Below are 25,178 nucleotides of genomic sequence, written 5' to 3'. Positions count from 1 at the left end.
TAATTAGCTCCTTACTTGATTTAATTTTCCCACAAACTGGTTCACCTGTTCTTCTGTTTTAAAGAATCCTTCACCAATTGAACCAAAGAAATCATCTTGTGCTATTTCTTGATAGTTAGGTAACAAATTAGCCAACTCTTCTACATCAATGTTTAAATAGTTTGACAATCTATCTATGTATACCTTAAACTTTAGACCCTCCCTAGGCGTGCTTTCAGTTAACAAAATATTGAAGATAACTTGGCTATTTTGACTTGTTCCTCTCAATGCCAGACCTCTTGTTGTTGTATTTATCCAAAATATTTGTGGTATAATTTCGTTGTAAAGTAGTCTATACACTTTTCCAACTTCATTGCTCTCTGCTATTTCAATTAATTCTTCCAGGGTCAAGTTGGGCTTTCTTTTTGATATTATATTTACAGGTTTTATTTCAGCCTCAATCAAGAATTTTCTTGCTAGTAACTCTCTACCACTAGAGTCACAGAAATACTGGAATGTTGCGACATTGATTCTCACACCATAAGTTTCTAATAAGTATTTAATAATCCTTTCAGAACTACTATCAATCTGTGCAGCTACAATTATAATGTTGTGCTGAGCATTCAAAATATCAGGGAATTCTGAGCTAAATTTATCACAAAAAGCCTTTTCTAAGTTACTGCCATTTTTAGTCCGTAAATAAGCATTGGCAATTTCTCTAACTCTCTCGTTTGACAAATCCTTAACCCATGAGGCGTAATCCAAGGCTTGTGCTGTTACTTCTCTTGATGTTTTGTCCTTCTTTAACTCAACAATGACTAAATCTCCGTTCCTATCTATACATAAAAGATCAAGTTGTCCACCATAATCAGTAATCACTTGCCGACCAATTACCAAGAGATCATCTGCTAGGATTGAAATATCATTATCTAGCCAGGTTTCTAAACGAGATTCTAAGTCTAACTTAGATTGGGTAATTTCCTTCAATTTATCCTTTGATATTTCCCACAATCTAATTTGATCGGGCATATCGAATTATACTCCTACTAATTATTCTTTTTAAGTTCTGCCAAAAAGTCTCGTCCCTCTAAAAACCTCATTCATCTAACATACCGTTCACTTTTCCATTAAAGCCGTAGACTTCACGACTACCTACAAAAGGTACTAATTGCACTTCCCTTTCATCTCCAGGTTCAAATCTAACTGCTGTTCCCGCCGGAATATCCAATCGCATTCCTTTTGCTTGTTCTCGATTAAATTCTAAGGCTTCGTTAGCTTCGTAAAAATGGTAGTGGGAACCGACTTGTATCGGGCGATCGCCCGTATTCCCTACCAGCATTCGCACCGTTTGGCGATCGGCATTTAATTCTATTTCGCCTGCTGAAACAATCATTTCTCCTGGAATCATCTTTTCCTCCTATGAGTTTCTGCGGTTTATTTTTTAACGGATCGGATCGTGTACTGTTACCAACTTAGTTCCGTCGGGAAAAGTCGCCTCAACCTGGACTTCATGCACCATTTCCGGTATCCCTTCCATCACATCTTCCCGCGTCAGGAGAGTTGTTCCATAACTCATTAAATCGGCGACGGTGAGGCCGTCTCTTGCTCCTTCTAAAATGGCTGCGGAAATGTAGGCTAGTGCTTCGGGATAGTTTAATTTTAAACCTCTTTGTTTCCGGCGCTCTGCTACCAGGGCTGCGGTGAAAATCAGCAGTTTGTCTTTTTCTTGGGGGGTGAGTTGCATTTTTATTCTGGTAAGTGCGATCGCATTATTTGGTTATGATATCGTTTACGGTTGTTTCTGAATGATTAAACCGCAAAGGGCGCAGAGTCAGAGAAGAGAGAGAGGAATAATCTAGTTAGGAGGGCAACTATATATTGAAACTCAAAGATCATCCTATTTTATCCAAACTCGGGGCAAACAGCAAGGGCCTTGTGAAAAAGACAAGCGCAGCAATTGCCAAATGTTGACAAACCAGTCTCTAGCTGCGGTGGTTGATGTACCGCGATATCGGCACAGCAAACCGTTAGGAATACGAGTGACGCCGACGGTGGAATTACCAGGATAAATTGTTGCCTCAGATGGCAAAGAGCGCACTTTCTCCACCAGTTCCGCTGTAACAGATTCGCCTACCCAAGCGAGGGTGGCGACTACGGGTTTTCCTGCGAGGCCGTGAGGACTTTCGAGCATTTTTTCTCCTCCTTTGAGCAATTGTCTGTCAATCCATAAAGGACTGTTTTGTTGCCAGACTTCGGTGTGCGATCGCCATTCTCCAGACAAGAACTTTTCGCCCCTAGCACTGCGTCCAAATCTGGTAATTTCCCACAGTAAAATCCTCGCTGTTGGTGCTAATTCTACCCGCAAATTTTGCCGATATATTGCGCCGTCAAAAACTATTGTTTCCTGTGGCAGCCATTCTAAATTAGCACCGGTTTCTAGTTGAATGTCAATATTTTGTTGTGATTCTAGTCCGCTGCTGCGATAGATTTTACCAGCGGCGGCCGTGGTAATCAAGGCTTTGGCGTTGGGTTGGAGGTGAAAATGGCTGGAAAGTCGATCGCCCCCGACAACTCCCCCAGCCGTGTGCAAGATGACGCTGTGGCAAATCTCTTTCCCTTCAGGATAAAACGGGCGCTGCACCTTGAGGGGCGCTTGCATTTGATTGTGAATAATTTGAGTTGCACCGCTGCGGTTAGCGTAGGCTAAATTGAGGTGGCCGTGCCATCCAGTTTGAATGTTATTTGTAGGTGTTTCAGTCGATTTTTGAATCACAGATTTTTGGGAGTTAATAATAAAGATTATTAACTATATAGTATTACTACCCGCTACCCAACATTCCGCCAGGGAATTAATTCCCTGGCTCACAGCTAAAGTCCTCTGAAAGAGGACTAAATAAATAGTATCAAATTTTTTGGAAAAAAATAACATATTCTTTCCAGTCCTCTTCAGAGGACTTTAGCTATTAGACAGGGACTTCAGTCCCTGGCGGGCTATGACAAAAGATAACACTAATACAAGATATCAGATTATACTAATTAATATGCGTTTTAAATTATCCTCCCATGCCAGCAACCCCTGAAAGCCTCCAAAAATTCGTCACCTACTGCCAACAACACATTACAGGCGATGAAAAAGGACAAGCACAAGTATTTTTAGACCGATTCTTCCAGGCTTTCGGCCACGATGGGGCATTAGAAGCCGGCGCAACCTATGAGGAACGGATAGAGAAAAGTAGCAAAAAAGGTCAAATGGGATTTGCTGATTTGGTGTGGAAAAAGCACGTTTTGATTGAAATGAAAAAGCGCGGTGAAGATTTGACTAAAAGAGAACACCGCACCCAAACAGAACGCTATTATATTCGCCTCAAAAAAGACGATCGCCCGCGCTACGTAATGATGTGCAATTTTGACGAGTTTCACATTTACGATTTCGACCTTCAGCCGGATCAGCCTGTAGACATTATATCCCTAAAGCAATTGCCCGCGCGATCGCCCGCTTTTGCCTTCATGGAATCTACCAGCCGCCGCCCCATATTCAAAAACAACCAAGTCGAGATTACCGAAAAAGCTGCTAGCAGAATGGGGATGCTACTGGAAATGCTAATCGATCGCGGAAAAGAGCGCAAATTTGCTAAATTTAATCAGTTTCAGGCCCAGCGATTTGTGTTGCAATGCGTCTTAGCAATGTTTGCCGAAGATAGGGGACTTTTGCCGTCGGCACTCTTTACTCGCTGCGTCAAAGATTGCCTAGAAGGAGCAAGTTCTTACGATGTCTTGGGCGGCTTATTTCAAGCAATGAATCAGCAGGGAGTCACGCCCGCAGGACGTTATGAAGGAGTCGAGTATTTCAACGGCGGATTATTTTCGGAAATACACCCCATTGAACTGCAACAGGGAGAGTTGAAAATATTAGAAGTTTGTGCCGAACAAAATTGGAGTCAGGTACGCCCTTCTATTTTTGGTAATATCTTTGAATCGGCTTTGAAAACAGATAAAAAACAGCGCCGCGCTTACGGGATTCACTTTACTACAGAGGGAGACATTCGCCGCATTGTTTTGCCCACAATTAGCTATTACTGGGAAGAGCGAATTAACGCTGCAAATACCGTAGCCAAACTGCAAAATTTGCACCAAGAATTAGGTCGCTATCGCGTCCTAGATCCGGCTTGCGGTTCGGGTAATTTTCTGTATGTAGCTTATCAGGAACTCAAGCAAGTTGAAAAGTTACTTTTAGATAAGCTAAACGAGTTCGACGGTACAAGAGGTTATATGAATTTAGTCACGCCGCAGCAATTTTACGGCATGGATATTAACTCGTTTGCAGTGGAGTTGGCGCGGGTGACGTTGATGATTGGCCGCAAGGTGGCGATCGATAATTTGGGATTGAAAGAACCTTCTCTGCCTTTAGATACTTTGGATAAAAATATTGTCTGTGCTGATGCTTTATTTACTGATTGGGTGAAGGCTGACGCGATTATCGGCAATCCTCCGTTTTTAGGCGGAAAGCACATGAGGATTGCCCTGGGAGATGAATATATTGACCGAGTGTTTAAACGCTTTCCTGATGTGAAAGATTCGGTTGATTTTTGTGCTTATTGGTTTCGCATTGCTCACAATAATTTAGAACTCAATGGCAGGGCTGGTTTAGTTGCTACTAATTCAATCAGTCAAGGTAAAAGTCGTGCTGCTGCTTTAGATTATGTCGCGCAAAATAGCGGTCACATTTATGCAGCCGTTTCTACTCAGCCTTGGTCGGGGGAAGCTAAGGTTCATGTTAGTTTGATTAACTGGAGCAAGGAAAAGCAGAAAGTTTACTATTTAGATAACCTCGTGGTTTCAAGTATTAACTCTTCACTACAAGCTACAATTGATGTTTCTCAATCTTCCAGATTGTTAGCGAATTTAAACAAATGCTTTCAAGGCGTGATTCCAGTGGGAATGGGATTCATTGTTACTCAACAACAGGTTAATGATTGGATTAAAGCTAATGCGAAAAATCAAGAGGTTATTAAACTTTTTTCAATGGGGGCAAATCTAGCAAAAACTCCTAATTGTAAGCCGGAACGCTGGATTATTGATTTTAATGATATGAGTATGGAAGAAGCTAGCAATTACGAACTACCATTACAGCATATTAGGATTCATGTTAAACCTGAACGCGAGCAAAACCGCGAAGCTATTCTGCGAGAAAAGTGGTGGAGATTTAAGCGTACTAATCAAGGAATGAGAAAGGCGATCGCCCCTTTATCTCACTACTTCACTGTACCGAGAGTCTCAAAGTGGGCTATCTTCATTCCCGCTCCCGTTAGTTGGCTACCAGGAGACAAATCAGTAGTTGTTGCCTCAGAAGACTTTTATATTCTCGGCATTCTCTCATCTAACATTCACCGAATTTGGATGCACGCTCAAAAATCAACTCTCAAAGGAGATATCGCATACACCCACAATACCTGCTTTGAAACTTTCCCATTTCCCCAGACACCGACTCGTAAATCAGTAGAGCAAATTCGGGCAACGGCGGTCGAATTGCATCAATACCGCACTCAACAAATGTCCGCAAAGCAGTGGGGAATTACTCAACTTTACAATAAATTTTTTGAAGAACCCACAAGTCAACTTTATAAACTTCATGAAGCGCTCGATCGCGAATGTAATGCAGCTTATGGATTTACTGACAGCGACGATATTTTAGCAAAAGTGCTGGAATTAAACCTAGAAGTGGCAGAAAAAGAAAAACGGGGAGAGCCGGTAGTTGGGGCTTGTGTTCCAACTGACTACAAATACTAATCGCTCTTATCATAACTTTTGTAAATTTGCGTATAATCACATAGATTGTTGATATAGATCACAAACACTCTAGTCGAAAAAGAGAGATACTAGGGGAAGCCTTGAGTCTTGAGTTGTGATTTTTGAGTTAAAAATTTAAAATTTAAAAATTAAACACTCAAAACAGCTTTCTGCTTTCAGCATAAGTGCCTTCTGCATTTATTCGCTCAATTACTCCTGATTGTTTTGGGAGGAGCTTTCAATGTTATTATTTACCCACACTCAGCCCCAAGATAGCAAAGTAGAGCAAGAACACTCTGCTAAAAAAACCTTGTTACACCATTCAAACATTAATATAAGTTGGCTAAAAGGACGATTCAACTATTTGCGGATCGGTCAAAAAATCAGCTATGGCTATGCTTTAGCTATCGGCATAGCGATTTTGGGAACTGGTGCGGGACTGAGATTGGGAGACTACTTTCACAAGCAAGCTTTAGTTCAGGTAAATGTTGCTGGGCAGCAGCAGCAACTGCTGCAAAATTTGCAAAATACCGTATTTGAAGCCCGATCGCACGCGGCGAGATTGCCAGTCGTTTTGGGAAACGCCGTGTGGCTGCAATACGAACACGATCGCTTTGTCGGGCAAATCAATCAGGCCAAAATCCTGATTTCAGAACTTGAATCTTTCGCACGAGAACATCCCAAGAGACTAGCAACAGAAGAGGCAGCATTGCACGCTATATTGAAGAAATCTGCCCTCGTCATTGATTACTACGGTCAGCTAATTAAATTGCAGTTAAAAGAAGCGGAAGTTTGGAATTTGCCCCCCAACAGCATCGAGTCCGCACAGCTACAAATGTTGAGGACTAGCAGCGGCCAAGAGGCGATCGTACTAGATAACCTCGCTCAACGTTTAACTGAGCTAATTTCTCAAGTAGAAATTCACAAACAGGAAGGAACCCAAGCATTAGAAGAATCTGAAAATTTGCGAAACCGAATTATTCTCGGAAGTATGCTAATTTCAGCACTCATCGCCGCGGCGCTAGCGGACAAAACCAGCCGCGCGATCGCCCAACCCCTCGAAACCGTCACTAATGTCGCTCAGCAAGTCGCTCGCGAATCGAATTTTAACCTGCAAGTACCAGTCACAACCGACGACGAAATAGGAGTTTTAGCTGTCTCTTTCAATCAATTGATTCAGCGAGTTAGTGAGTATACAAAAGAACTCAAAGAAACTCAATCCCAATTAATTCAAACCGAAAAAATGTCATCTCTCGGTCAAATGGTGGCAGGGATAGCCCACGAAATCAACAATCCTGTCAACTTCATCGGGGGCAACATTGACTATGCCAACCAATACATCGAAGATTTGGCAGGTTTGGTAACTCTCTATCAAGAATACTATCCCAACCCACCAGATGCCATTCTAGAGCGCATCGAAGACATTGAACTCGAATTTCTCAGAGAAGATTTGCCAAAAACCCTCTCTTCGATGAAAATGGGAGCCGATCGCATTCGCGAAATTGTCGTATCCATGCGGAATTTTTCGCGATCGGACGACGGAAAAATGAAATCAGCCGACATTCACGAAGGAATTGATAGCACCCTCGTAATTCTCAATCATCGGCTCAAACAAGGTATTCAAGTTATTAAACAATACGGCAAATTGCCTGCGGTTGAGTGCTATCCCGCGCAACTGAATCAAGTATTTATGAATATTATTAGTAATGCAATAGATGCGCTGGAGGAGGTGAAAAAGGAAGACAAAGGCTATTCGCCAACGATTTGGGTGAGCACGGAAATTACAGCCGACAATACTGTCACCGTCAAGATTCGGGATAACGGGCCGGGAATTGCAGCAGCCTGTGCCCAACAGATTTTTGACCCATTTTTTACTACAAAGTCGATCGGCAAAGGTACTGGATTAGGATTGGCTATTTCCTATCAAATCCTTGCCAAGCATCAAGGCAAAATAGAGGTGAATTCTCAAATAGGACAGGGTACGGAATTTGTGATTACTTTGCCAGTTGCTGTGTAATATTCGCGGGGCGACTTCGTTTTTGTTTGGACGTGCAAAAATTAGACAATCAAAGTCCTCTTGAGGCGTGCTGGTGATACGGGATTGTACCCCATCAGAGATCCGTTGAGGCGATCGCTCCCTTCAAAGCGGTTGCAGGATAGCCAGACGCTTAAGCGCGATCGCACCCTCGATCCAATCTCCGAAAGCCTGCCCATCACCTACGTTATCGATCGCAATACAATTTTTCTAAGTTTTGGCATCTCCGGGGTCGAAACTCTCAACGCCGATCGCGTTTACATTAGTGTCAACACTTAGATTATTCCGGCTATCGAGACTGTCGCCCCCATTATATTCAAGCCATGCAAGAAGTATTTCGGATCGGGGCATAATAGGGGAGAGAAGGCGATGCACTCTCTATCTTAATACCTCTGATTGAGCTAAAAAAGACAGCAATCATTAAATTAGGCAATAATGGGGGAGTGCCTTGCAAAAAAACTTGGTTTTGTTACGGCGGCGGTAAAGTTGCTGATTGCTGACGGCGTTGGCGATTCCTGTGAGGAATGAGAATTAAATAACTTCCACTCTTGAAAGTGGGATGGGCGTCCCGCCCGTCCTTTTTGGACGGGCGGGACGCCCATCCCACAATAACAATTAAAATTGTAAGTTATTTAATTAGCGCTCCTGAGTTAAAGCTGGCAGCGTTTAATGAGTTAAGTTTACAAGATCCGCTGCCTGATACTCGCAACCATAAAACCCCTCGATAAAAATTTTCTTAATAATTTTGCCACAACAGTTGACTGAAGCTTAACCAACGGATAATCTATTTTAATGAAACTTGCTTCCAAATAGCTTATAATAGTTATGCAATTTTCAACTGCCACTCAAACTCCTAAAAATTATGAAGCGGCGGCATTTTGTTGGGTTATCGCTATTGTTTGTAGCAAGCTGTTCTACAACAGTAAATCAATCTAATCGCACTTCTTCCAGTTTGGCCGTAAGTGAACCTGAAACCCTTGAATTTGCTGTGACTGATGTTCATGGTGCAGAAGATTTGCAGCAAAATTATCAAACCTTTCGCACTGTTCTTGGGGAAGTTTTGGAGAAAAAAATTGAATTGTTCCCTGTCGATAACTATATAGAAGCAGCAGTAGCCCTCCAGTCTGGTCAGCTAAAACTAGCTCTAACAGGGCCATCTGAATATGTGATTATGCGGGCCCGGACAAATGCTGTTCCCATCATTGCCATCACCCGCCCCGACTATCACTCAATTATTCTTGTTCGTGCCAATAGCGAAATTAAGTCCGCAGCACAATTGAAAGGTAAAACAATAGCTATGTGGGAAATAGGTGCAACTGGTGGTCATCTAAGCCCGATTAAAATTCTCCTGGATGCTGGCTTAAATCCCCAATCCGACTTCAAAATCTCAATGTTGGGAATCAAGGGTTTGCAGGCTCTCAAAAAAGACCAAGTTGATGCCTTAGCAATTGGTGTGAATAGATACAAAGATTTACTCAAAACAGACAGTTTGTCAACCAAGGATTTTCGGATTATTGCCACAGGGCAACCCTTACCTAATGATTTGTTTGTTGCTAGTAGTAATCTGCCTAATACTCTTGTTGAAGAAATTCGCGATCGCCTGGTCGAAAATCAAGATCAGCTAATTGAAGCAATTTTAGTTGGGAAAGATAATGATAAGTATCAAGGAGCTAAACTGGTGCCAGCAAACGACAGTGATTATAACATGATTCGTGAAGTTTATAAAGCTATTGGTCAGGGGAATGTTTTTTAAGGTTAAGTTTTATCTAATGCCTACTTTGTAGTAGGGCGTTAGCCCTTAATCCATAAACTATAGGGAACATTTGGTACTAGGAATCAGAAAGTTTATTTACGTGCATTTACTAATTGATAAAGTTGTTAATATTTAGCTCAGGTTGCCAGTATGCAAAAGTTTGAACAGGGAGAGAATAGGGCTGTGAGGTTCAAAAACCTTATCCTAAATAGAGGAAAAAATAATGCCGCTGTCACTGAAGGATCTCGCGACATCAAAAATCCTCTCAAAAAAACTCCCTTGACTGCAATTAACCGTTTCATTTCTCGCTTAAGCATTGCCCAAAAAATTAATTATGGCTACTCCCTAGCAATTGGAATAGCCGTACTAGGAACCACAGGGGGAATGATCTGTGGAGACTATTACCAAAAGCAAGCTTTCAAAGCTTTAACCTTCGCCGACGATCAACAAGATTTGCTCAGGGATTTAGAATATTCCGTGCAGGTAGTCCAGTCACATCCCAAACGACTAATATCTATCTTGGGAGATTCAATCTGGTTTGAATATGAAACTGCTAAGTTCTCGAAAGATGTTAATGCAGTTAAAAAAAATATTGCAGAAATAGACACTTTTAGTGAAGAATACTCGGAAGAATTAGCAGTAAATTATGCTGAATTAAAGGAATTATTAGACGGTTACACAACTGCGACAGATTCGTATTCTAAATTGCTCACCTCTTTTTGGAAAGAAATAGCTCCCTCCTCACTAAAACCAGAGGACGTTAAACAGGCGCAGCAGCAAGTATTGGATTTAATCAGAGGGGATAGAGCTGTTAAGCTCGATGTTAAGTTTGAGCGACTCTCAGAGAGTTTGAGCTTGATGACAGAAGTAGCTAATGCACAGGAAAGACAAGCCTCTGTTAATTTTAATATAGCTGAAAAATTGCGAGTGCAAATCATCGTAGTGAGTATGTTAGTTTCAGTTGTGATCGCTACTTTTCTAGCCATCTGTACCAGCCGCGCGATCGCCATCCCTATCCAAGCTGTAACCAGCGTGGCTAAAACTATTACTCAACAAGCAAACTTTGATTTGCAAGCGCCTGTCACCACAGAAGATGAAGTGGGAACCTTAGCAAAATCCATCAATCAATTAGTTCAATGGGTAGCAGAATACACGGAGGAATTAGAGCTGGGTCGCCAAACTTTGGAAGAGCGAGTAGAAGAAAGAACAGAAGAGCTTACAGCAGCGCTTCACCAACTTAAACACACCCAAACCCAGTTAATTCAAACCGAAAAAATGTCGAGTTTAGGGCAGATGGTGGCAGGGGTAGCCCATGAAATAAACAACCCTATTAACTTTATTCACGGCAACCTAGAATATGCCAACGAGTATATTATAAACTTGCTGCATTTACTTCGTCTATATCAGCAGGAATACCCGCAACCCACAGAGGCGATCGCAGAAGAAATCGCAGAAATAGAACTAGAATTTATCACAGAAGATTTACTAAAACTTCTTGAATCTATGAAAATAGGTTCAGAACGCATCCGGCAAATAGTTTTGTCTTTGCGAAATTTCTCTCGCTTAGATGAATCTCAAATGAAATTAGTTGATATTCATGAAGGCATTGACAATACACTGTTGATTTTGAACAGTCGGCTCAAGCAGGGAATTGAAGTTGTCAAAAACTATGGAGACTTGCCAGAAGTAGAGTGTTATCCAGCGCAGCTAAATCAAGTATTTATGAATATTATAGCAAATGCGATAGATGCACTAGAACAATCATCCCATGACTCTAAAAAAGGGAAAAATCCTCAGATTTTAATTCAGACGCAAAAGTTGGACAGTAGCCAAATTCTGGTGCGAATTTGCGATAACGGCCCTGGCATTCCATCCGCAATCCAAAACAAGCTATTTGACCCATTTTTTACAACTAAAGAACCAGGAAAAGGCACTGGTATCGGACTCGCAATTTGCTACCAAATTGTGGAAAAACATCGGGGAAAAATAGAGGTAATTTCATCTTTGGGAGGGGGAGCAGAGTTTGCGATCGCACTCCCCGCCTCATCTCAAACTTGAAGCTAGATATTGTCTATTTTGAGGACATTAATGTGTTAACGACGGCACATAATTTGTTATTCGACTATTTAAACTCAGCTCCGACAGCCGCCCAATTTCCCAAACCAGCCGATTTGCTCAACCAGTTGACAGCCCGACGTAAAAAGTCGGGGCGAACTGGGCAGATATAGAGGCGCTTTTGGACTTAGTAAAAAACCATTAGCGCGAAAATTGAGCGGAAAACAGAACTCTTGGTGACAAGAAATCTGAAACCGTTGAATCACAAACGATTGAAATGGATGGGGGCGGAGGGACTTGAACCCACACGACCGTTTCGGGTCAACGGATTTTAAGTCCGTAGCGTCTACCATTCCGCCACGCCCCCCTTTGGTCAAGCTGCTGTGGTTTTGAGCCACTAACAGCAACAGCCTTTTATTCTACAGGCAAAACCCCGATTTACGCAACCCCTAATCAAAAAATTCCCAAAAGTCGCGCTGGATCTCCGCAAGCGGTACAATAGTTAACCAGCTAACGGAGCGTGTCAACTGACTTACCGGTGTTATTATTCCCCTAAAGCAAATCTATGTATATTACCTTACTGCTTTACGCCGTCTTGGCAGGAGCCTACCTCCTGGTAGTACCCGCGGCCACCTACGCTTACCTGAACAGCCGCTGGTACGTCGCTACCTCTTTTGAGCGTGGCTTCATGTACTTCTTGATGTTCTTCTTCTTCCCAGGTATGTTTCTCCTAGCTCCATTTTTGAATTTTCGGCCCAAACGGCGGCAGATAGAAGCCTAAATGCGACGTATTGACGTAATTGGAATCAGTGTCGGCTTTTTTGTAGCAGGTGGGTTTGTCTACTTGCTACTGCAATTTGCCGGACTCGACAGTATGAATGCCGGGATTTGGAGTCAGTTGTTTTTGGTTGCTGGCTTGATTGGCTGGCTGGTGACTTATTTATTTCGAGCACTGACTCAAAATATGACCTACAGCCAGCAATTGCAAGACTACAAAGAAGCTGTCTTGCAGAAGCAACTGGATGCACTCACTCCTGAAGAATTAGCCAAACTTCAAGCCGAAATTGAGCAGGAAAAAGATAGTTAGTCATCAGTCATTAGTTTGGTAGGGTGCGTCGCTGCGATATCTTGGAGAAAACTTGCAGATTATAGATGGCGACGCACCTTACACGGGATTTCGGAATATTGCGTGTATCACACATACATGGAATATGCTGTATTAGTCATTAGTCCTTAGTCCTTAGTTATTAGTCCTTAGCAATAAACTGTGAAATAAGGGCTACGGACTAAAAACCAAGGAATAGGAATATTGACTACGAATTAATGACCAATGACTGATGACCAATGACTGATGACTAATGACTGATGACTAATGACCAATGACTGATGACTAATAACTAATGACTATTTCTAATTGTTTTGAAAAGTTACGCAAGAACCACCAATGTGCATTGATTCCTTTTATTACTGCTGGCGACCCAGACTTGGAGACAACGGCTAAAGCACTGCAAATTTTGGATGACAATGGTGCAGATGCGATCGAGCTTGGCGTTCCCTATTCTGACCCGCTAGCTGACGGGCCGGTGATTCAAGCCGCTGCTACAAGGGCTCTACAGCGGGGGACGCGGTTAGATGCGGTGCTGGAAATGGTAGCGAAAGTTAGTCCGAATTTGCGATCGCCCATCATTCTCTTCACATACTACAACCCAATTTTGTACCGAGGTATAGAAACCTTCTTGCAGCAAATCAAAAGTGCTGGAGTTCAGGGATTGGTTGTACCAGACTTGCCCTTAGAAGAAGCAGACAGTCTCATCCAACCTGCCAACAAATTAGGGATTGAACTAACATTATTAGTTGCTCCGACAAGTCCCAAAAGCCGTATAGAAGCGATCGCTCGTCAGTCTCAAGGATTTATTTACTTAGTCAGTGTGACGGGGGTGACGGGAGTACGCGAAGGCTTAGAAACGAGAGCAAAAGAGTTGCTGCAAGAACTTCGCGCCGTCACCGACAAACCCATCGGCGTCGGGTTTGGTATATCGCAACCCGAACACGCTCGCCAAGTGAAAGAATGGGGTGCAGATGCTGTGATTGTTGGCAGTGCTTTTGTCAAACGCTTGGCCGAAGGAACTCCCGAACAGGGTTTAGAGGCGATCGGCGAATTCTGCAAAAGTCTAAAAACAGCGATTCAAAATCCTTAGTAACTGTACAATACTTTCAGCCATTAGACAGATGTGTGCGATCGGGATGTGCCATCACAATTGCGATTAAAGACCTTGTTGTACTTGAGATAATACACCACATTCCTTCTAGTTCCTGACTAGAAGGTTTTTTTTGAGCCGAACACGCACAACATTTCAACATAGTGGAGGCATGGAGAACCAAACAGCTATGTATGCAAACGACTTTGCCTTCTCCGGTGGGGTGTGCTGCGACTTTTAATAATGGGTAAAAGATTGAGGATTATTCATTCCTTCTTCCTGATTGGTGATTTCTCTCCGCTCGCCAAGCTGAAGAGCCTTCTTCCTTCTTATTTCTTCCTTCTTCCTTCTTCCTTCTTCCTTCTTCCTCCTACTATAACTTGAGGAATGTAACTTGGGATAGATGAAAAGCTACGGTTTCTATTCGTATACTTAAAAAAGTGTTTAAGTGCCTAATTTGGTAAGGCTAGCCATCTACAAAACCACCAGGCATTTGAGCATCTCACAATAGAAAGGAGCATTTTTGTCAGGAACTCAGGGCTAAGTGCCACTGAGCTTGTAAGAAATTGCAAGCTGTTCTGACCAGACCCCCCGCATGGCGGAGACGTTATTTAGGTCACGACACCGGTGAATGCGACGCCAGTTTTCCGCTCTGTCATCTGCAATTAAACAGTTTTAAAGTCACTGAAACAGTGTTGCAGGTCTAACAAGCCTTTATAACCAGGTCGAGGCGAACATTACCCCGCAAGGGAGAAAGGAGACAACCATATCTCCATCGGAGGGGCAACCATACCTCTCCAACCCCGAAAGGCGATTCAAAGCGGTTGAAACCGCCGCGTCGTTTCCTTCTCAGGGCTCAAGCCACGCTTGTTTCCCACTTACCGAGCATTTTTATGAAGACACTAACTGCATTTCTGAAAAAAATTCGAGCTGTACAAATTTTAACAGTTTTTCTGGCTGGCATTTTAGTATTTGTGAGTACGGCCTGCAGCAGCGCCCCTGATATTATGGCAGGAAAAACTGATGTGATGACAGGAAAAGGAAAAACTGCCGACCAAATTAGAGAAGAAGTGCCGAGCGGCGCTGTAACGTCCGAATTCAAAGGCGGCATGAACGATTACAGCGATGTCGATCCTAGAAACAAAAAGATGACAACAACAGAAGCAAAAGCTCAGCTTCTCAAAGATCAAGCGCAGCGCCGCATTGACACGAAATCTAGCAACAATGTAGGTGAAAATGTGCGGCGGGTAGCGGATGATGCGCCTGAAAAACTCGACCAAATTGGCGAAAAGATCAAGGAGGATGCTCGCACCGCCCAGCAGAAAGCTGATGACTTTGGCGACAAAACCAAACAAGGCTTTGCTAATCTTAAAGAAAACACTCGCGAAGGCTTGAAGGGAGCAAAAGATATTGTTAAAGAAGCCACCGAGGGAGCAAAAGAAAGAGTATCAGAGGGTACTGAGTCTCTGAGATATAATACCGCCGGCGGCCAAGAAAATATCAATGATGCAGCACGAGATGCAAGATAGAAGGCTCAAGATGCCTCAGACGATATTTGCTCGAAAGTGAATCGAGATATTGACTGAACTCAACGATAGGCCCAAAGAGCGACAGACTACTAATCTCAAATAACGCTGTTTCCTTTTCTGGAAGCTACATTCCGACAGGGGTTTTAACCTCTGTCGGAATGTAGGTAAAGTCAATCAATTTTAGATTTTAGATTTTAGATTTTAGATTTTAGCATTGACTTGCGCGAGATAAATTCGGGGCCTGTATCCTGGATGCTTTCGGTAAATCGATTTTAGATTAAAGATTAAAGAATTGAAGCATTGACTTGCGCGAGATAAATTCGGGGGACTGGAATGCCACTGCTCTCACGACGGATTCTTTATAATATATATAGATTGTATTTGGACTTTTTAAGGTAATAACTTTTCGATCGGCTTTGCGGAAATTTGGGCGATCGAGCTATATTAAATTCAATTAATTAAGGTGTGTATTTTTCAATACATGACAAGGCAGTGTTTATACGGTATTTCGCGTTTATTTAATCGCCTTTGAGATTAAGAGCAGAAACTTATACGTAAGTAAACAGCTTTAATCGCGATCGCTCAAGTATAAAACATTATTTTTTAATAGATAATTTGATTTTTTGATCTACAGCTCGAAAATTATGGTGTTTATGCCCTAAGATAGATAGACCAAGTTTTGTCAAGTTAATGTCTGGGTTGAGGTCAGCCAATATGGACACAATAATAAATGGAGTATATTTGACTAGGGTAATACCGGGGTATCGCTCGATCGCGCAATCGCGCAATCGTACACAGATTCTCGATCGGCTATCGATCGATTCATGGGCGAGAAAGACCGACAACCCGCCGCTAAAATTCTCAAACCTACGCTATTGTGGCGGAGGATTTCCGGGAGGCGGTGCTGCCCAAATCTCCAAAAGTTGCATTAGCGACCGTTAATTACATCGGTAGAAATAGTCCTAAACAGAAGAGAAATTTTCGACAGACTGAAATGCAGACCGGTTATTTACAAATACATTAAACCTTCCAATCTTTCAATTAATCTTGACTGTTACCTGCTATATAGAGGTGTATAAAATTTAGCAAAAAGAGGCCACGGATTCAGGATATATTAGAGCAGTAATCCGCAGCCAATCGACAGGGGAAATGGAGGTAAACCTTATCTTGGGAATTGTGTTTTGATGCTAGTAACGATGATGCACGACTTTTATGATGCGCTGGCAGATTTGGCAATCTATGCAGAGGCCCCACCGGCGGAGCGCCAACAAATCCTTGATCGCGTTGGGGCTAGTCAGAAAAAACTCAAAGAATTCGCGCACCATACGCCGATCAATTACCAACACAAGTTCGATCTGGTTGAGGCAGAATTGCTAGGCGTTTTGGGACAGACAGCAGAAGCAATGGAACTGTACGATCGAGCTATTACCGGAGCTAAAGCTAACGAATATGTCAATGAAGAAGCTCTTGCCTGCGAACTCGCTGCTAAATTTTACCTGTCATTAGGAAGGGAAAAAATTGCCAGAATCTACATGATAGATGCCTATGATTGCTATGTCCGCTGGGGAGACAGAGCAAAAATTGATGACTTAGAAAAACGTTATCCTCAATTATTAAAACCGATTTTAGAACAGGCAAAACTCCCTGCAAATTCATTAGCAAATTTTCCAACACCTGCTGGGCAAAATCAATCGCTTCATCCATCCATTCATCCATCCATTCATCCATCCATTCATCCGTCTGTTTCGGCGAGTGTCTCAGATTTCGGGAATTTTTCAACACTGCTCAAAGCTTGTCAAGCGCTCTCTAGTGAAAGAGAACTCGATCGACTGATTGCCAAACTCATGCAACTGGCGATGAAAAATACAGGAGCTGACAAAGGAGCGCTGATTTTACCAAACGGCAATCAATGGGAAATCGCGGCTACCAGCACGCTCGACAATTCGGGAGTCGAGTGGGCGATCGACTTATCATCCGCAAAACTCGATGACAACAGCGATATCTTGCCCCTCAAAATTGTTGACTGCGTTAAAAATTTATTGAAACCTGTGATTGTTCGGGATCTCGCTCAACAACGTGATTGGGATTCCGACTCCTACATCCTCAAATATCAACCGCAGAGCCTGTTGTGTTGGCCGATTCTCGATCGAGGCAGCTTAGTCGGCATTTTGTATCTGGAAAATCGCTTAACCGCAAGAGTTTTTACCCGCGATCGACTGCAACTTCTCAATCTCCTGTCTTCCCAAGCAGCCATCTGTTTGCAAAATGCTCTGCTCTATAAAAAATATCAGGATTATAACCAACAATTAGAGCGATCGCTAGTAAAAATTAGCCGAACCGAAGCTCAGCTTGCGGAGCAGAAACAAATGCTGCAAGCGATTCTTGATGTCGCTCCGATTTGGATTTGGATGGTTAATCCTAGAGGTAAAGTAAAGTTTTTCAACAAGACATTTTGTGAAGATGTGGGCGTGCCTCTGAGCGAGTTTTTAGCTGTCGATCATTACAAAGATATACTCGGAGAGAATGCAGCGAACTGTCTGGTTTCAGATGCGGCCTGCCTTGCCCAAGATTCGCCGCATTACTCCAACGAAACTCTCAGACTTGTTGACGGCAAACTGCACTATTTAGAAGTCACCAAAGTGCAGTTAAAAAATTCCCAGGGCGAGACAATCGGGATTATCGGTTTGGGCGTGGATGCCACCGAGCGCAAGCGAGCCGCAGAACTTTTGCAAGAGCAAAATCAACAGCTCGAACAAACTTTAAAAAATTTACAACAAGCGCAACTGCAAATCGTCCAAAGCGAGAAAATGTCAGCTTTGGGCAATTTAGTCGCCGGAGTCGCCCACGAAATTAACAATCCGATTGGGTTTATTTCTGGCAATTTAAGCGAAGGTAAAAGGAGTTTGGAAGATGTAATCGAACACTTAGAATTGTATCGCTCCGATGCCTCGCCATCGGAAATTGCCGACCACGCCGAAGAGATAGACATCGATTATCTTTTGGAAGATTTACCGAAGATGATTGATTCAATGCAACTTGGGTGCGAACGCATTTGCAGCATCAGCAACAGTTTGCGTACCTTCTCGCGAGGCGACAAAGACTACAAAGTTCCTTTTAATATTCACGAAGGCATTGATAGCGCTATTTTAATTTTGAAACACCGCCTCAAAGCAAACGAACACCGCCCGCAGATCGAAGTTATCACTAAATACGGCAATCTCCCTAAAATAGAATGTTTTCCCGGTCAATTAAATCAAGTTTTCATGAACATCCTTGCCAATGCGATCGATGCCTTAGAAGAGTCAAATATAGGACGCACTTTTAGCGAAATTACCGCCAATCCCAACCGCATCACGATTTGCACTGATATAGTTGGCGAAGGGTACATTAAAATTCAAATTGCTGATAACGGCACCGGAATCAAAGAGGAAATTAAACAGCAGATATTCGACCATTTGTTCACGACGAAAGGTGTCGGAAAAGGAACTGGATTGGGGTTGGCAATTGTCCACCAGATTGCGGTAGAGAAACATGGCGGAAGCATCGAGGTGAATGGCGAGCCGGGAGTTGGCACTGAGTTTGCGATCGTTTTACCTGTGAAGGGATAAATTTGAATTAAAATTTAATGTTTTTTGGGCGATCGCGTAATAAGATATACTGACTTTAATTCGGGTCTTTTTTTGAAAGCCTTAGCATAACTCTTTTAAAGTTGTATTTTAGACACCCTATAAGTGAGCGCGTCACCAATTTTTATTTGGGAGATATCTATTATACAAAAAAATTAATCACCACGGCTTCGCCTACAAAAATTTATCTTAAATTTAACCAATCTTGAATTTCTTGCGCTAACCAAGCCGCCTCAACCTCTGTCAAATTTTTTCCTAAAACATAAAAGTAAGTTCCCATATCGTTACCGGCACGAATCTTGATTTGATTTCCCGAAAGAGAGTTATTGTGAATGAAAGCACCCAAGATTTCTGATATTTCTCCTGTTTCTTGTAAGTATTTACACCCCAATACCTGATGTGTTATTTTAAAAAATTTGCGATTAAATTTAACTTGCTTTATCTCAAAAATAACCTTAACTAATAAACCTATTATAAGTACCGAAATTACTACCCCTATGCTCAATTTTCCTGTTAAAAAGGGAATAATTGTCGGGATGAATGTCATTAGCATTACTGTTCCTAGATAAGCAGATAATAAAGGCTTTCTGACTAAGACAGCCGGAATTTTAATGTGTAACTCCGTCGCTGATTTGCTAACTTGAATGAGACTGTGAGGCGGTTTAGCAATTTTCCGAACAGTCGCAATTTGAAGATTAGCTCCTTGTATGTTGCCCGATTTCAAAGCGGCTAAAGCCTCTCTAGCCAGGCGGAAACGCTTTTCTAACCCGATTTCCGTCATCTTCTCAATCCAGCTTACCAAAGTAGGATTGACACTCACGCGATCGCTAAACTGAATCCGAGAATCTTTCTGTGGTAAATCCGCAGGTGTCGCCCCCGTTAACAAATGAATTAAAGTAGCTCCCAAAGCATACAAATCCGAAGCCGCCACCGCCCGCCCCCAAAACTGTTCTAAGGGTGCATAGCCACTCGTTCCTACCACTGTAAACGTTACACCTGTCACCGCCGCTTGAGCTTGTACCGCACCAAAATCTACTAGATAAACCTGCTGATCTTCCCCCAAAATTAAATTACTCGGCTTAATATCTCGGTGCAAAACCGGGGGACTCAATTCATGCAAATAAATTAAAATTTCTAGCACTTCAGTGGCAATTTTTCGTACTTGTTTTTCGGAAAAATGCTGACCATTTTCTAAAAATTCCTGAAGTGAAAATCCCGGAATATAATCTTGCACTAATCCAAACCAAGGCAATCCTGCTCCGGCTTCCCGCTCCAGGGAAAAATAATCTCGATAGCAAGGAATGCGGGGATGATTTAGCGCCTGCAAAACTTGTGCTTCTCTTTCAAAAAGCTTGAGTTCTTCCCACTGCATTTCCGGGCTAAAAGCTAACATTTTCAGCGTCACCTGTTCTTGAAACTCTAAATCTACTGCTAGCCAAGTTTGATGACCGGCGGCTGTGCGCCCTAAACGCTGTTGCAATTGATAACGTTCTTGTAAGATTTTTCCTGGTTCTAACACAGCATTGCCTATTTTTTTTTAATTATATGAAATTTCCTTAACTATTAAATTAACTATTTTGCCGAGAGCGTTAAATTGCTAGTACAAGTAATTATCCGTGCATTTCTCCATTCGGCATAATTGTACCGCGCCACTGAGCCCCCGCTAAATTAGCAGTGCTCAAATCTGCCCTAATCAAAGTTGTGCGGTGCAAAATTGCCTCCCGCAAATCTGTTCTAGCCAGGTAAGCATCAGTCAAATCAGCTTCACTCAAATTTGCCTGATTCAAATTAGCTCGACTCAAATCAGCCCTCACCAAATTAGCTCGACTCAAGTCAGCCATAACTAAATTAGCATTGCTCAACTTAACATCAGGAAGAAATGCACCCCGCAAGTTAGCGCCAGCAAATTCAGCATCAATTAACACAGCTCTTTCCAATTTAGCATTTGTCATTACAGCCCAGGAAAAATTTGTTTCTACCAAAGTTGCTTCAGTCAAATATATGCCATCTAAAATAGCTTCGCTCAAATTCGCCTGAGTCAGATTTGCTTCCCCCAGAGATGCTTCTGTCAAATTAGCGTGACTGAGATTAGCTTTAGTCAAATCGGCACCTTGCAAATTGACGCCCCGCAAATCGGCACCTTGCAAATTTGCACCCCGCAAATTTGCACCCTCAAAAATCCGCACCTCCTTCCGCAAATTTGCACCCCGCAAGCACGCCCCGCGCAAATCTGCACCTTGCAAATTCACACCTCGCATATCTGCATCGCTCAAATTTGCATCAATAAAAACTGCCAAAGAGATATTGGCTCTGCGAAAGTCTGCACCTTGCAAAGTCGCTCCGTGGAAGTCTGCATCGGACAAATTTGCTCCGCTCAAGTTTGCTTGATTTAAGTTAGCACCGCACAGCTTTGCATTAGTTAAATTTGCGCGCTGAAGGTTAATTCTGCTCAGGTACGACATCGCTAAGTTTGCACCCCAGAGGTCAGCATTACTTAAATTGACGCCAATTAAATCGGCACCGCTCAGGTATACCCCTCTGAGATTCATACCTTGAAAATCTAGTTCTCCTGATGTATATCGCCTTAAAATTTCGCTGGCATTCATATTTTTTTTGTGGTGAATTAGGTACAATCTGCTATTTCTAGACTTGTTAAAATTCTTCTGTTCGCGCAGGCGGAATTAGTTTTTCTAGCCCCTGACTTAAGTCGGGATATTTAATGATTTTGATTGACAAATTCTTGAGTCCAAGAAACTGTTTTGCTGCCTAACTGTCGCCCGTGAATTTTCACATGAGTAAGATATTTTGATTTTAAAGTACACAGTTTTTTGTGAATGTATGTAGCTGTAGTCTGTTGGTTTGGTACTTCAGCAGACTCCAGAATCACATGGAGCCAACCGTCTTTAAATCCTACTGTAGCAGCAATTCCTTTAGGCTGTAGCAATTGATTGATCAATTGGGCGATCGCCTTTGGTTTGCCTTGTTTTGCCATTTCCAGAAGCTGATACTGATTTGCTTTAGGGCTAGAGTTTTCCGGCGGGATTTCGGAAATATTGTCTGCCATATTTTCTGGGATTTTAGAAAGATTTTTTCCGCTTTCTTTTGACTCCAATTCAATCAAAATTTCCAGCAATTTATCGGTAAACTTCTGAACTTTGCCTACATACTCTCTGAGATTTTTATATTTCCAGTACAAACGATCCTCTGCACTTCCGGTTGAAAACTTTCCATTTAAGGCTGATTCTAACTGGGTGAATATATTTTCTATTTGCGCTGTGGCGGAGTTAGCACTTTGACTGACTAATTCTGTCATTTCTTCTTCCAATCCCAACTTGCGTTTGATGGAATCGCTAATATTTATAATAACAGGAGCAGCAGGTTCTAAAATTTCGATAATAGTCGGCATTTCTGCAACTGGGAATGTTTCTACCATTTCCTGTCTGAACTCAGTAGGATAATTATTGCTGGTTTCTGGTTCTTGAAACGGTAGATTTTCTGCCGTGTCCGGCACTAAGTAACTCTTTTGAGGGTCATAATGATAGTGAGGTGGAGCAGCTTGAAGGATGTGGGTAATCTCGCCTGGATCAAAATAATCGCTGCCTTTGTCCACCAGCTCGATCTCTTGATAAACACTGTTGTTTAAATGTGTCTGATCGTAATCTTCACTAGCCGAAGATTCGGCTTCATGGGGTTCTTCCTGTTGCATTTTTGCGTAACAAGGATTCATCGCTTTGATGATTACGCTCGCTGCTTGGTCGTTTTCATCTCTGTTGTCGAGATTGCTAGCAGTTCTGTACAACTGAGATTCCAGTTCGGCTAGGGTGGTACAGACATTAAACAGTTGTCGCAGTAGATTGTCAAGTTCTTGAGTTTTCAGAAGTAGCCAGTCGCGATCGCTAAAAGTAAACTGGTGATAAAGAGTAGAAAAAATGAGGATTTTCGCCCTCAGCGGATTTGTTTGCTGCAAAATTTTTTGTCGCACATCAAATAAAGTGCCGGGGTTTCTTGCCCTTTCTTCGCTGCTGGGTACTTCCGAACTAAAGTGTTCTTCAAATGCGGGAGATTCCTGACCGCCAAAACTAGATATGTTTACTTCTAATTTGGTGAAGTCTTCAAATTCATACAGCCTGCTAAGTTGACAGACTATGAGGTCTGCTACTAAAGCATACTCGTTTTTTTTATTAACCTTAGAGACTATACTATTTAAAACAGCTTCAATATCTTCTAACCTGCTGTATTTGGCGCACAGTTCTTCAATTAAAATCCTTACATCGGCGCTGGCGAGTTGGGCAGGGTCGTTTTCCCAGAACTCTTTACAAGCAAAAAATATTATTTTTTTAATGCGCGAGAGATTCACGTCTTGTTCTAATTCGCGAACAACTTCATCTAAAATAGATAAAGCTTTCATAGTTTTCCTCCCATAAAAATACCCTGTCAGTCGATTTTAGATTTGAGATTTTAGATTTGAGATTTACTTGCAGCGCCGTGAATCTGGGAACCAGAACTTGAGTCTAAAATTTTAGTATCTCCACTCAGGAGCGTAGGTGGCACGGTACCCGTTTTTGGGCGGGTCAACACTTAGCAAGAAATAATACAATTATACCACATTTGATAAATGCAAGACTTTGATGCGATCGTAATTGGGAGCGGTATTGGGGGCTTAGTCGCAGGCTCGATGCTAGCTCGCTACGGGAAGCAGGTGCTCGTCTGCGAGAGCCACATCATAGCGGGCGGGGCAGCTCACAGCTTTTCGCGCCGGGGATTTCACTTTGATTCGGGGCCTTCTTTTTATTGCGGTTTGACTGACTCCCGCTCGTTCAATCCTTTGCGGCAAGTTTTTGATGTTTTGGAGGAATCGATCGCAGCAATTTCTTACGATCCGCTGGGGCATTACCATTTTCCAGAGGGAAGTTTACCAATTTATGCTGATGCGAGAAGTTACTTAGATGCTGTAGCTAAATTCGCACCGCAAGGTGCTGTAGAATTACAGCAATTTCAACAAAATTTATTAGTTTTGTATGAAGCTTTGCGTGGAATTCCGGCTTTAGCGCTGAGATCCGACTGGCAGTTGATACCTGTTTTGCTGTCTCGGTACTCGCATGCTTTGCTGAAGCTGTTGCCGCTAGTAGGTGCGATCGCGGGTTCAGCAGGTTCCTTGATGGATCGCGATGTGCGTGACCCTTGGGTGCGACGTTTGATCGATTTGGAGTGCTTTTTGCTGTCGGGTTTGAAAGCGCACGGAACTGTCGCGCCGGAAATAGCTTTTATGATTGGCGAACGATCGCGATGTGCGATCGAATATCCTGTAGGTGGCAGCGGTGCGATCGTCGATGCTTTAGTCAGAGGCTTGCAGCGCTGGGGAGGAAAATTGCGCCTGGGAACTCCCGTCGAGCAAATATTAGTTGAATCCGGCAAAACCAGCGGCGTTCGCTTGAAAAATGGCGAAATTATCCGCGCCCCAATTGTCATTTCCAATGCCACAATCTGGGATACTTATACAAAATTACTGCGGCCTGAAGATTTGCCGAAAAGCTACCGAAAAAACGCTTTGTCGATGCCAGCAGTAGACAGTTTCATGCACCTACATTTAGGAATTAAAGCCGAAGGACTCGAAGGTTTGACCGGCCACCACGTCGTCGTTCACGACAGCAAGATTGACATTACAGTACCCGGAAATACTTGCATGATTTCGATTCCTACAGTGTGGGATGCAACTCTCGCGCCGCCCGGACATCACGCCATTCACGCTTATACATTGGAACCTTACGAAGGTTGGGAATATGGCGAATTGTATCAGCAGAAAAAGCAAGAGCGATCGCAATCTCTGTTTCAAGCTTTAGAAAAAATTATACCGGATTTGCGATCGCGGATAGTCTTAGAGTCGATCGGCACACCGCTAACCCACGCCCGATTTTTGCGCCGATATCAAGGAACTTACGGGCCTGCAATTGCCGCCGGAAAAGGCACATTTCCCGGCCCGCAAACACCAGTCAAAGGCTTGTATCGCGTGGGAGACAGCACCATGCCGGGAATTGGCGTCCCCGCCGTCGCAGCCTCGGGTATTTTGTGCGCGAATACTTTGGTAAATTCCGATGTTACAGGACAATTTTTATAAGCGAAGGAAGTTCGGCAACGGATTATGTAACGGATGTAACGGATGTAACGGATGTCAGGAAGAAGCAAGTTCGGCAACGGATTATGTAACGGATGTAACGG

The 25,178-nt window shown here is 42.8% G+C and carries 17 protein-coding genes, 1 tRNA gene and 1 pseudogene; 11 read left to right on the top strand and 8 right to left on the bottom strand.

Going from position 1 to position 25,178, the window contains the following annotated elements; all coding sequences use genetic code 11:
* Positions 1–3 precede the first annotated feature (3 nt).
* From QUB20_RS10275 to QUB20_RS10260, 4 genes are all read right to left on the bottom strand, one after another.
* A complete protein-coding gene (locus QUB20_RS10275) occupies positions 4–1,008 on the bottom strand; it encodes a DUF91 domain-containing protein (RefSeq protein WP_333249098.1) in 1,005 nt (334 codons plus the stop codon).
* Between the two features lie 67 nt (positions 1,009–1,075).
* Entirely contained in the window at positions 1,076–1,387 is a 312-nt protein-coding gene (locus tag QUB20_RS10270; protein WP_333249095.1) for an urease subunit beta, read from the bottom strand.
* A gap of 33 nt (positions 1,388–1,420) precedes the next feature.
* Entirely contained in the window at positions 1,421–1,723 is a 303-nt protein-coding gene (gene ureA, locus QUB20_RS10265) for an urease subunit gamma (RefSeq protein WP_015179363.1), read from the bottom strand.
* Positions 1,724–1,876: 153 nt separating this feature from the next.
* Positions 1,877–2,752, bottom strand: a complete 876-nt coding sequence (locus QUB20_RS10260) for an urease accessory protein UreD (RefSeq protein ID WP_333249092.1) — start codon at positions 2,750–2,752, stop codon at positions 1,877–1,879.
* A gap of 290 nt (positions 2,753–3,042) precedes the next feature.
* On the opposite strand from QUB20_RS10260, the gene QUB20_RS10255 reads away from it, so the two are divergent.
* The 5 genes and pseudogenes from QUB20_RS10255 (at position 3,043) to QUB20_RS10235 (ending at position 11,612) form a co-directional block, all read left to right on the top strand.
* Positions 3,043–5,766 (top strand): DNA methyltransferase, encoded by a 2,724-nt coding sequence (locus tag QUB20_RS10255; protein WP_333249090.1) that lies wholly within the window; start codon positions 3,043–3,045, stop codon positions 5,764–5,766.
* A gap of 241 nt (positions 5,767–6,007) precedes the next feature.
* Positions 6,008–7,783, top strand: coding sequence for an ATP-binding protein (locus QUB20_RS10250; RefSeq protein WP_333249087.1), 1,776 nt, complete (start codon positions 6,008–6,010; stop codon positions 7,781–7,783).
* 60 nt (positions 7,784–7,843) lie between these two features.
* Positions 7,844–8,301, top strand: a pseudogene (locus QUB20_RS10245) (7-cyano-7-deazaguanine synthase).
* Between the two features lie 362 nt (positions 8,302–8,663).
* On the top strand, positions 8,664–9,554 hold the full coding sequence (gene phnD / locus QUB20_RS10240; RefSeq protein WP_333241195.1) for a phosphate/phosphite/phosphonate ABC transporter substrate-binding protein: 891 nt from the start codon (positions 8,664–8,666) through the stop codon (positions 9,552–9,554).
* A 150-nt stretch (positions 9,555–9,704) separates the two neighbouring features.
* Positions 9,705–11,612: an ATP-binding protein gene (locus QUB20_RS10235; protein WP_333249368.1), complete on the top strand. Its 1,908-nt coding sequence runs from the start codon at positions 9,705–9,707 to the stop codon at positions 11,610–11,612.
* Between the two features lie 279 nt (positions 11,613–11,891).
* Here QUB20_RS10235 and QUB20_RS10230 read toward each other — a convergent pair.
* Positions 11,892–11,976 (bottom strand) — tRNA-Leu (locus tag QUB20_RS10230).
* A 198-nt stretch (positions 11,977–12,174) separates the two neighbouring features.
* Here QUB20_RS10230 and ndhL point away from each other — a divergent pair.
* The 5 genes from ndhL (at position 12,175) to QUB20_RS10205 (ending at position 18,944) form a co-directional block, all read left to right on the top strand.
* A complete protein-coding gene (ndhL, locus tag QUB20_RS10225; protein ID WP_193972727.1) occupies positions 12,175–12,390 on the top strand; it encodes an NAD(P)H-quinone oxidoreductase subunit L in 216 nt (71 codons plus the stop codon).
* Entirely contained in the window at positions 12,391–12,696 is a 306-nt protein-coding gene (locus QUB20_RS10220) for a DUF3007 family protein (protein ID WP_333056347.1), read from the top strand. It begins immediately after the preceding gene.
* 313 nt (positions 12,697–13,009) lie between these two features.
* Positions 13,010–13,807 (top strand): tryptophan synthase subunit alpha, encoded by a 798-nt coding sequence (trpA, locus tag QUB20_RS10215; protein ID WP_333249370.1) that lies wholly within the window; start codon positions 13,010–13,012, stop codon positions 13,805–13,807.
* An 893-nt stretch (positions 13,808–14,700) separates the two neighbouring features.
* A complete protein-coding gene (locus tag QUB20_RS10210; protein ID WP_333056350.1) occupies positions 14,701–15,336 on the top strand; it encodes a DUF6658 family protein in 636 nt (211 codons plus the stop codon).
* Positions 15,337–16,520: 1,184 nt separating this feature from the next.
* Complete coding sequence (locus QUB20_RS10205) at positions 16,521–18,944, top strand: ATP-binding protein (RefSeq protein ID WP_333249373.1); 2,424 nt, start codon at positions 16,521–16,523, stop codon at positions 18,942–18,944.
* A 202-nt stretch (positions 18,945–19,146) separates the two neighbouring features.
* Here the strand turns inward: QUB20_RS10205 and QUB20_RS10200 are convergent, their stop codons facing one another.
* The 3 genes from QUB20_RS10200 to QUB20_RS10190 form a co-directional block, all read right to left on the bottom strand.
* Entirely contained in the window at positions 19,147–20,481 is a 1,335-nt protein-coding gene (locus tag QUB20_RS10200; protein WP_333249375.1) for a serine/threonine-protein kinase, read from the bottom strand.
* A 91-nt stretch (positions 20,482–20,572) separates the two neighbouring features.
* Positions 20,573–21,568 carry a pentapeptide repeat-containing protein gene (locus QUB20_RS10195; protein WP_333056353.1) on the bottom strand — a complete coding sequence of 332 codons (996 nt, stop codon included), beginning with the start codon at positions 21,566–21,568 and terminating at the stop codon, positions 20,573–20,575.
* Between the two features lie 110 nt (positions 21,569–21,678).
* Positions 21,679–23,370, bottom strand: coding sequence for a hypothetical protein (locus tag QUB20_RS10190; RefSeq protein ID WP_333056355.1), 1,692 nt, complete (start codon positions 23,368–23,370; stop codon positions 21,679–21,681).
* Between the two features lie 207 nt (positions 23,371–23,577).
* Between QUB20_RS10190 and QUB20_RS10185 the strand changes: the two genes are divergently transcribed.
* Complete coding sequence (locus tag QUB20_RS10185; RefSeq protein WP_333249378.1) at positions 23,578–25,077, top strand: NAD(P)/FAD-dependent oxidoreductase; 1,500 nt, start codon at positions 23,578–23,580, stop codon at positions 25,075–25,077.
* Positions 25,078–25,178 lie beyond the last annotated feature (101 nt).

Source organism: Microcoleus sp. B4-C2 (assembly GCF_036705265.1).
Classification (GTDB): domain Bacteria; phylum Cyanobacteriota; class Cyanobacteriia; order Cyanobacteriales; family Microcoleaceae; genus Microcoleus.
Note: the sequence above shows the minus strand (reverse complement) of the source record. Positions and strands in the feature narration are given on the sequence as shown.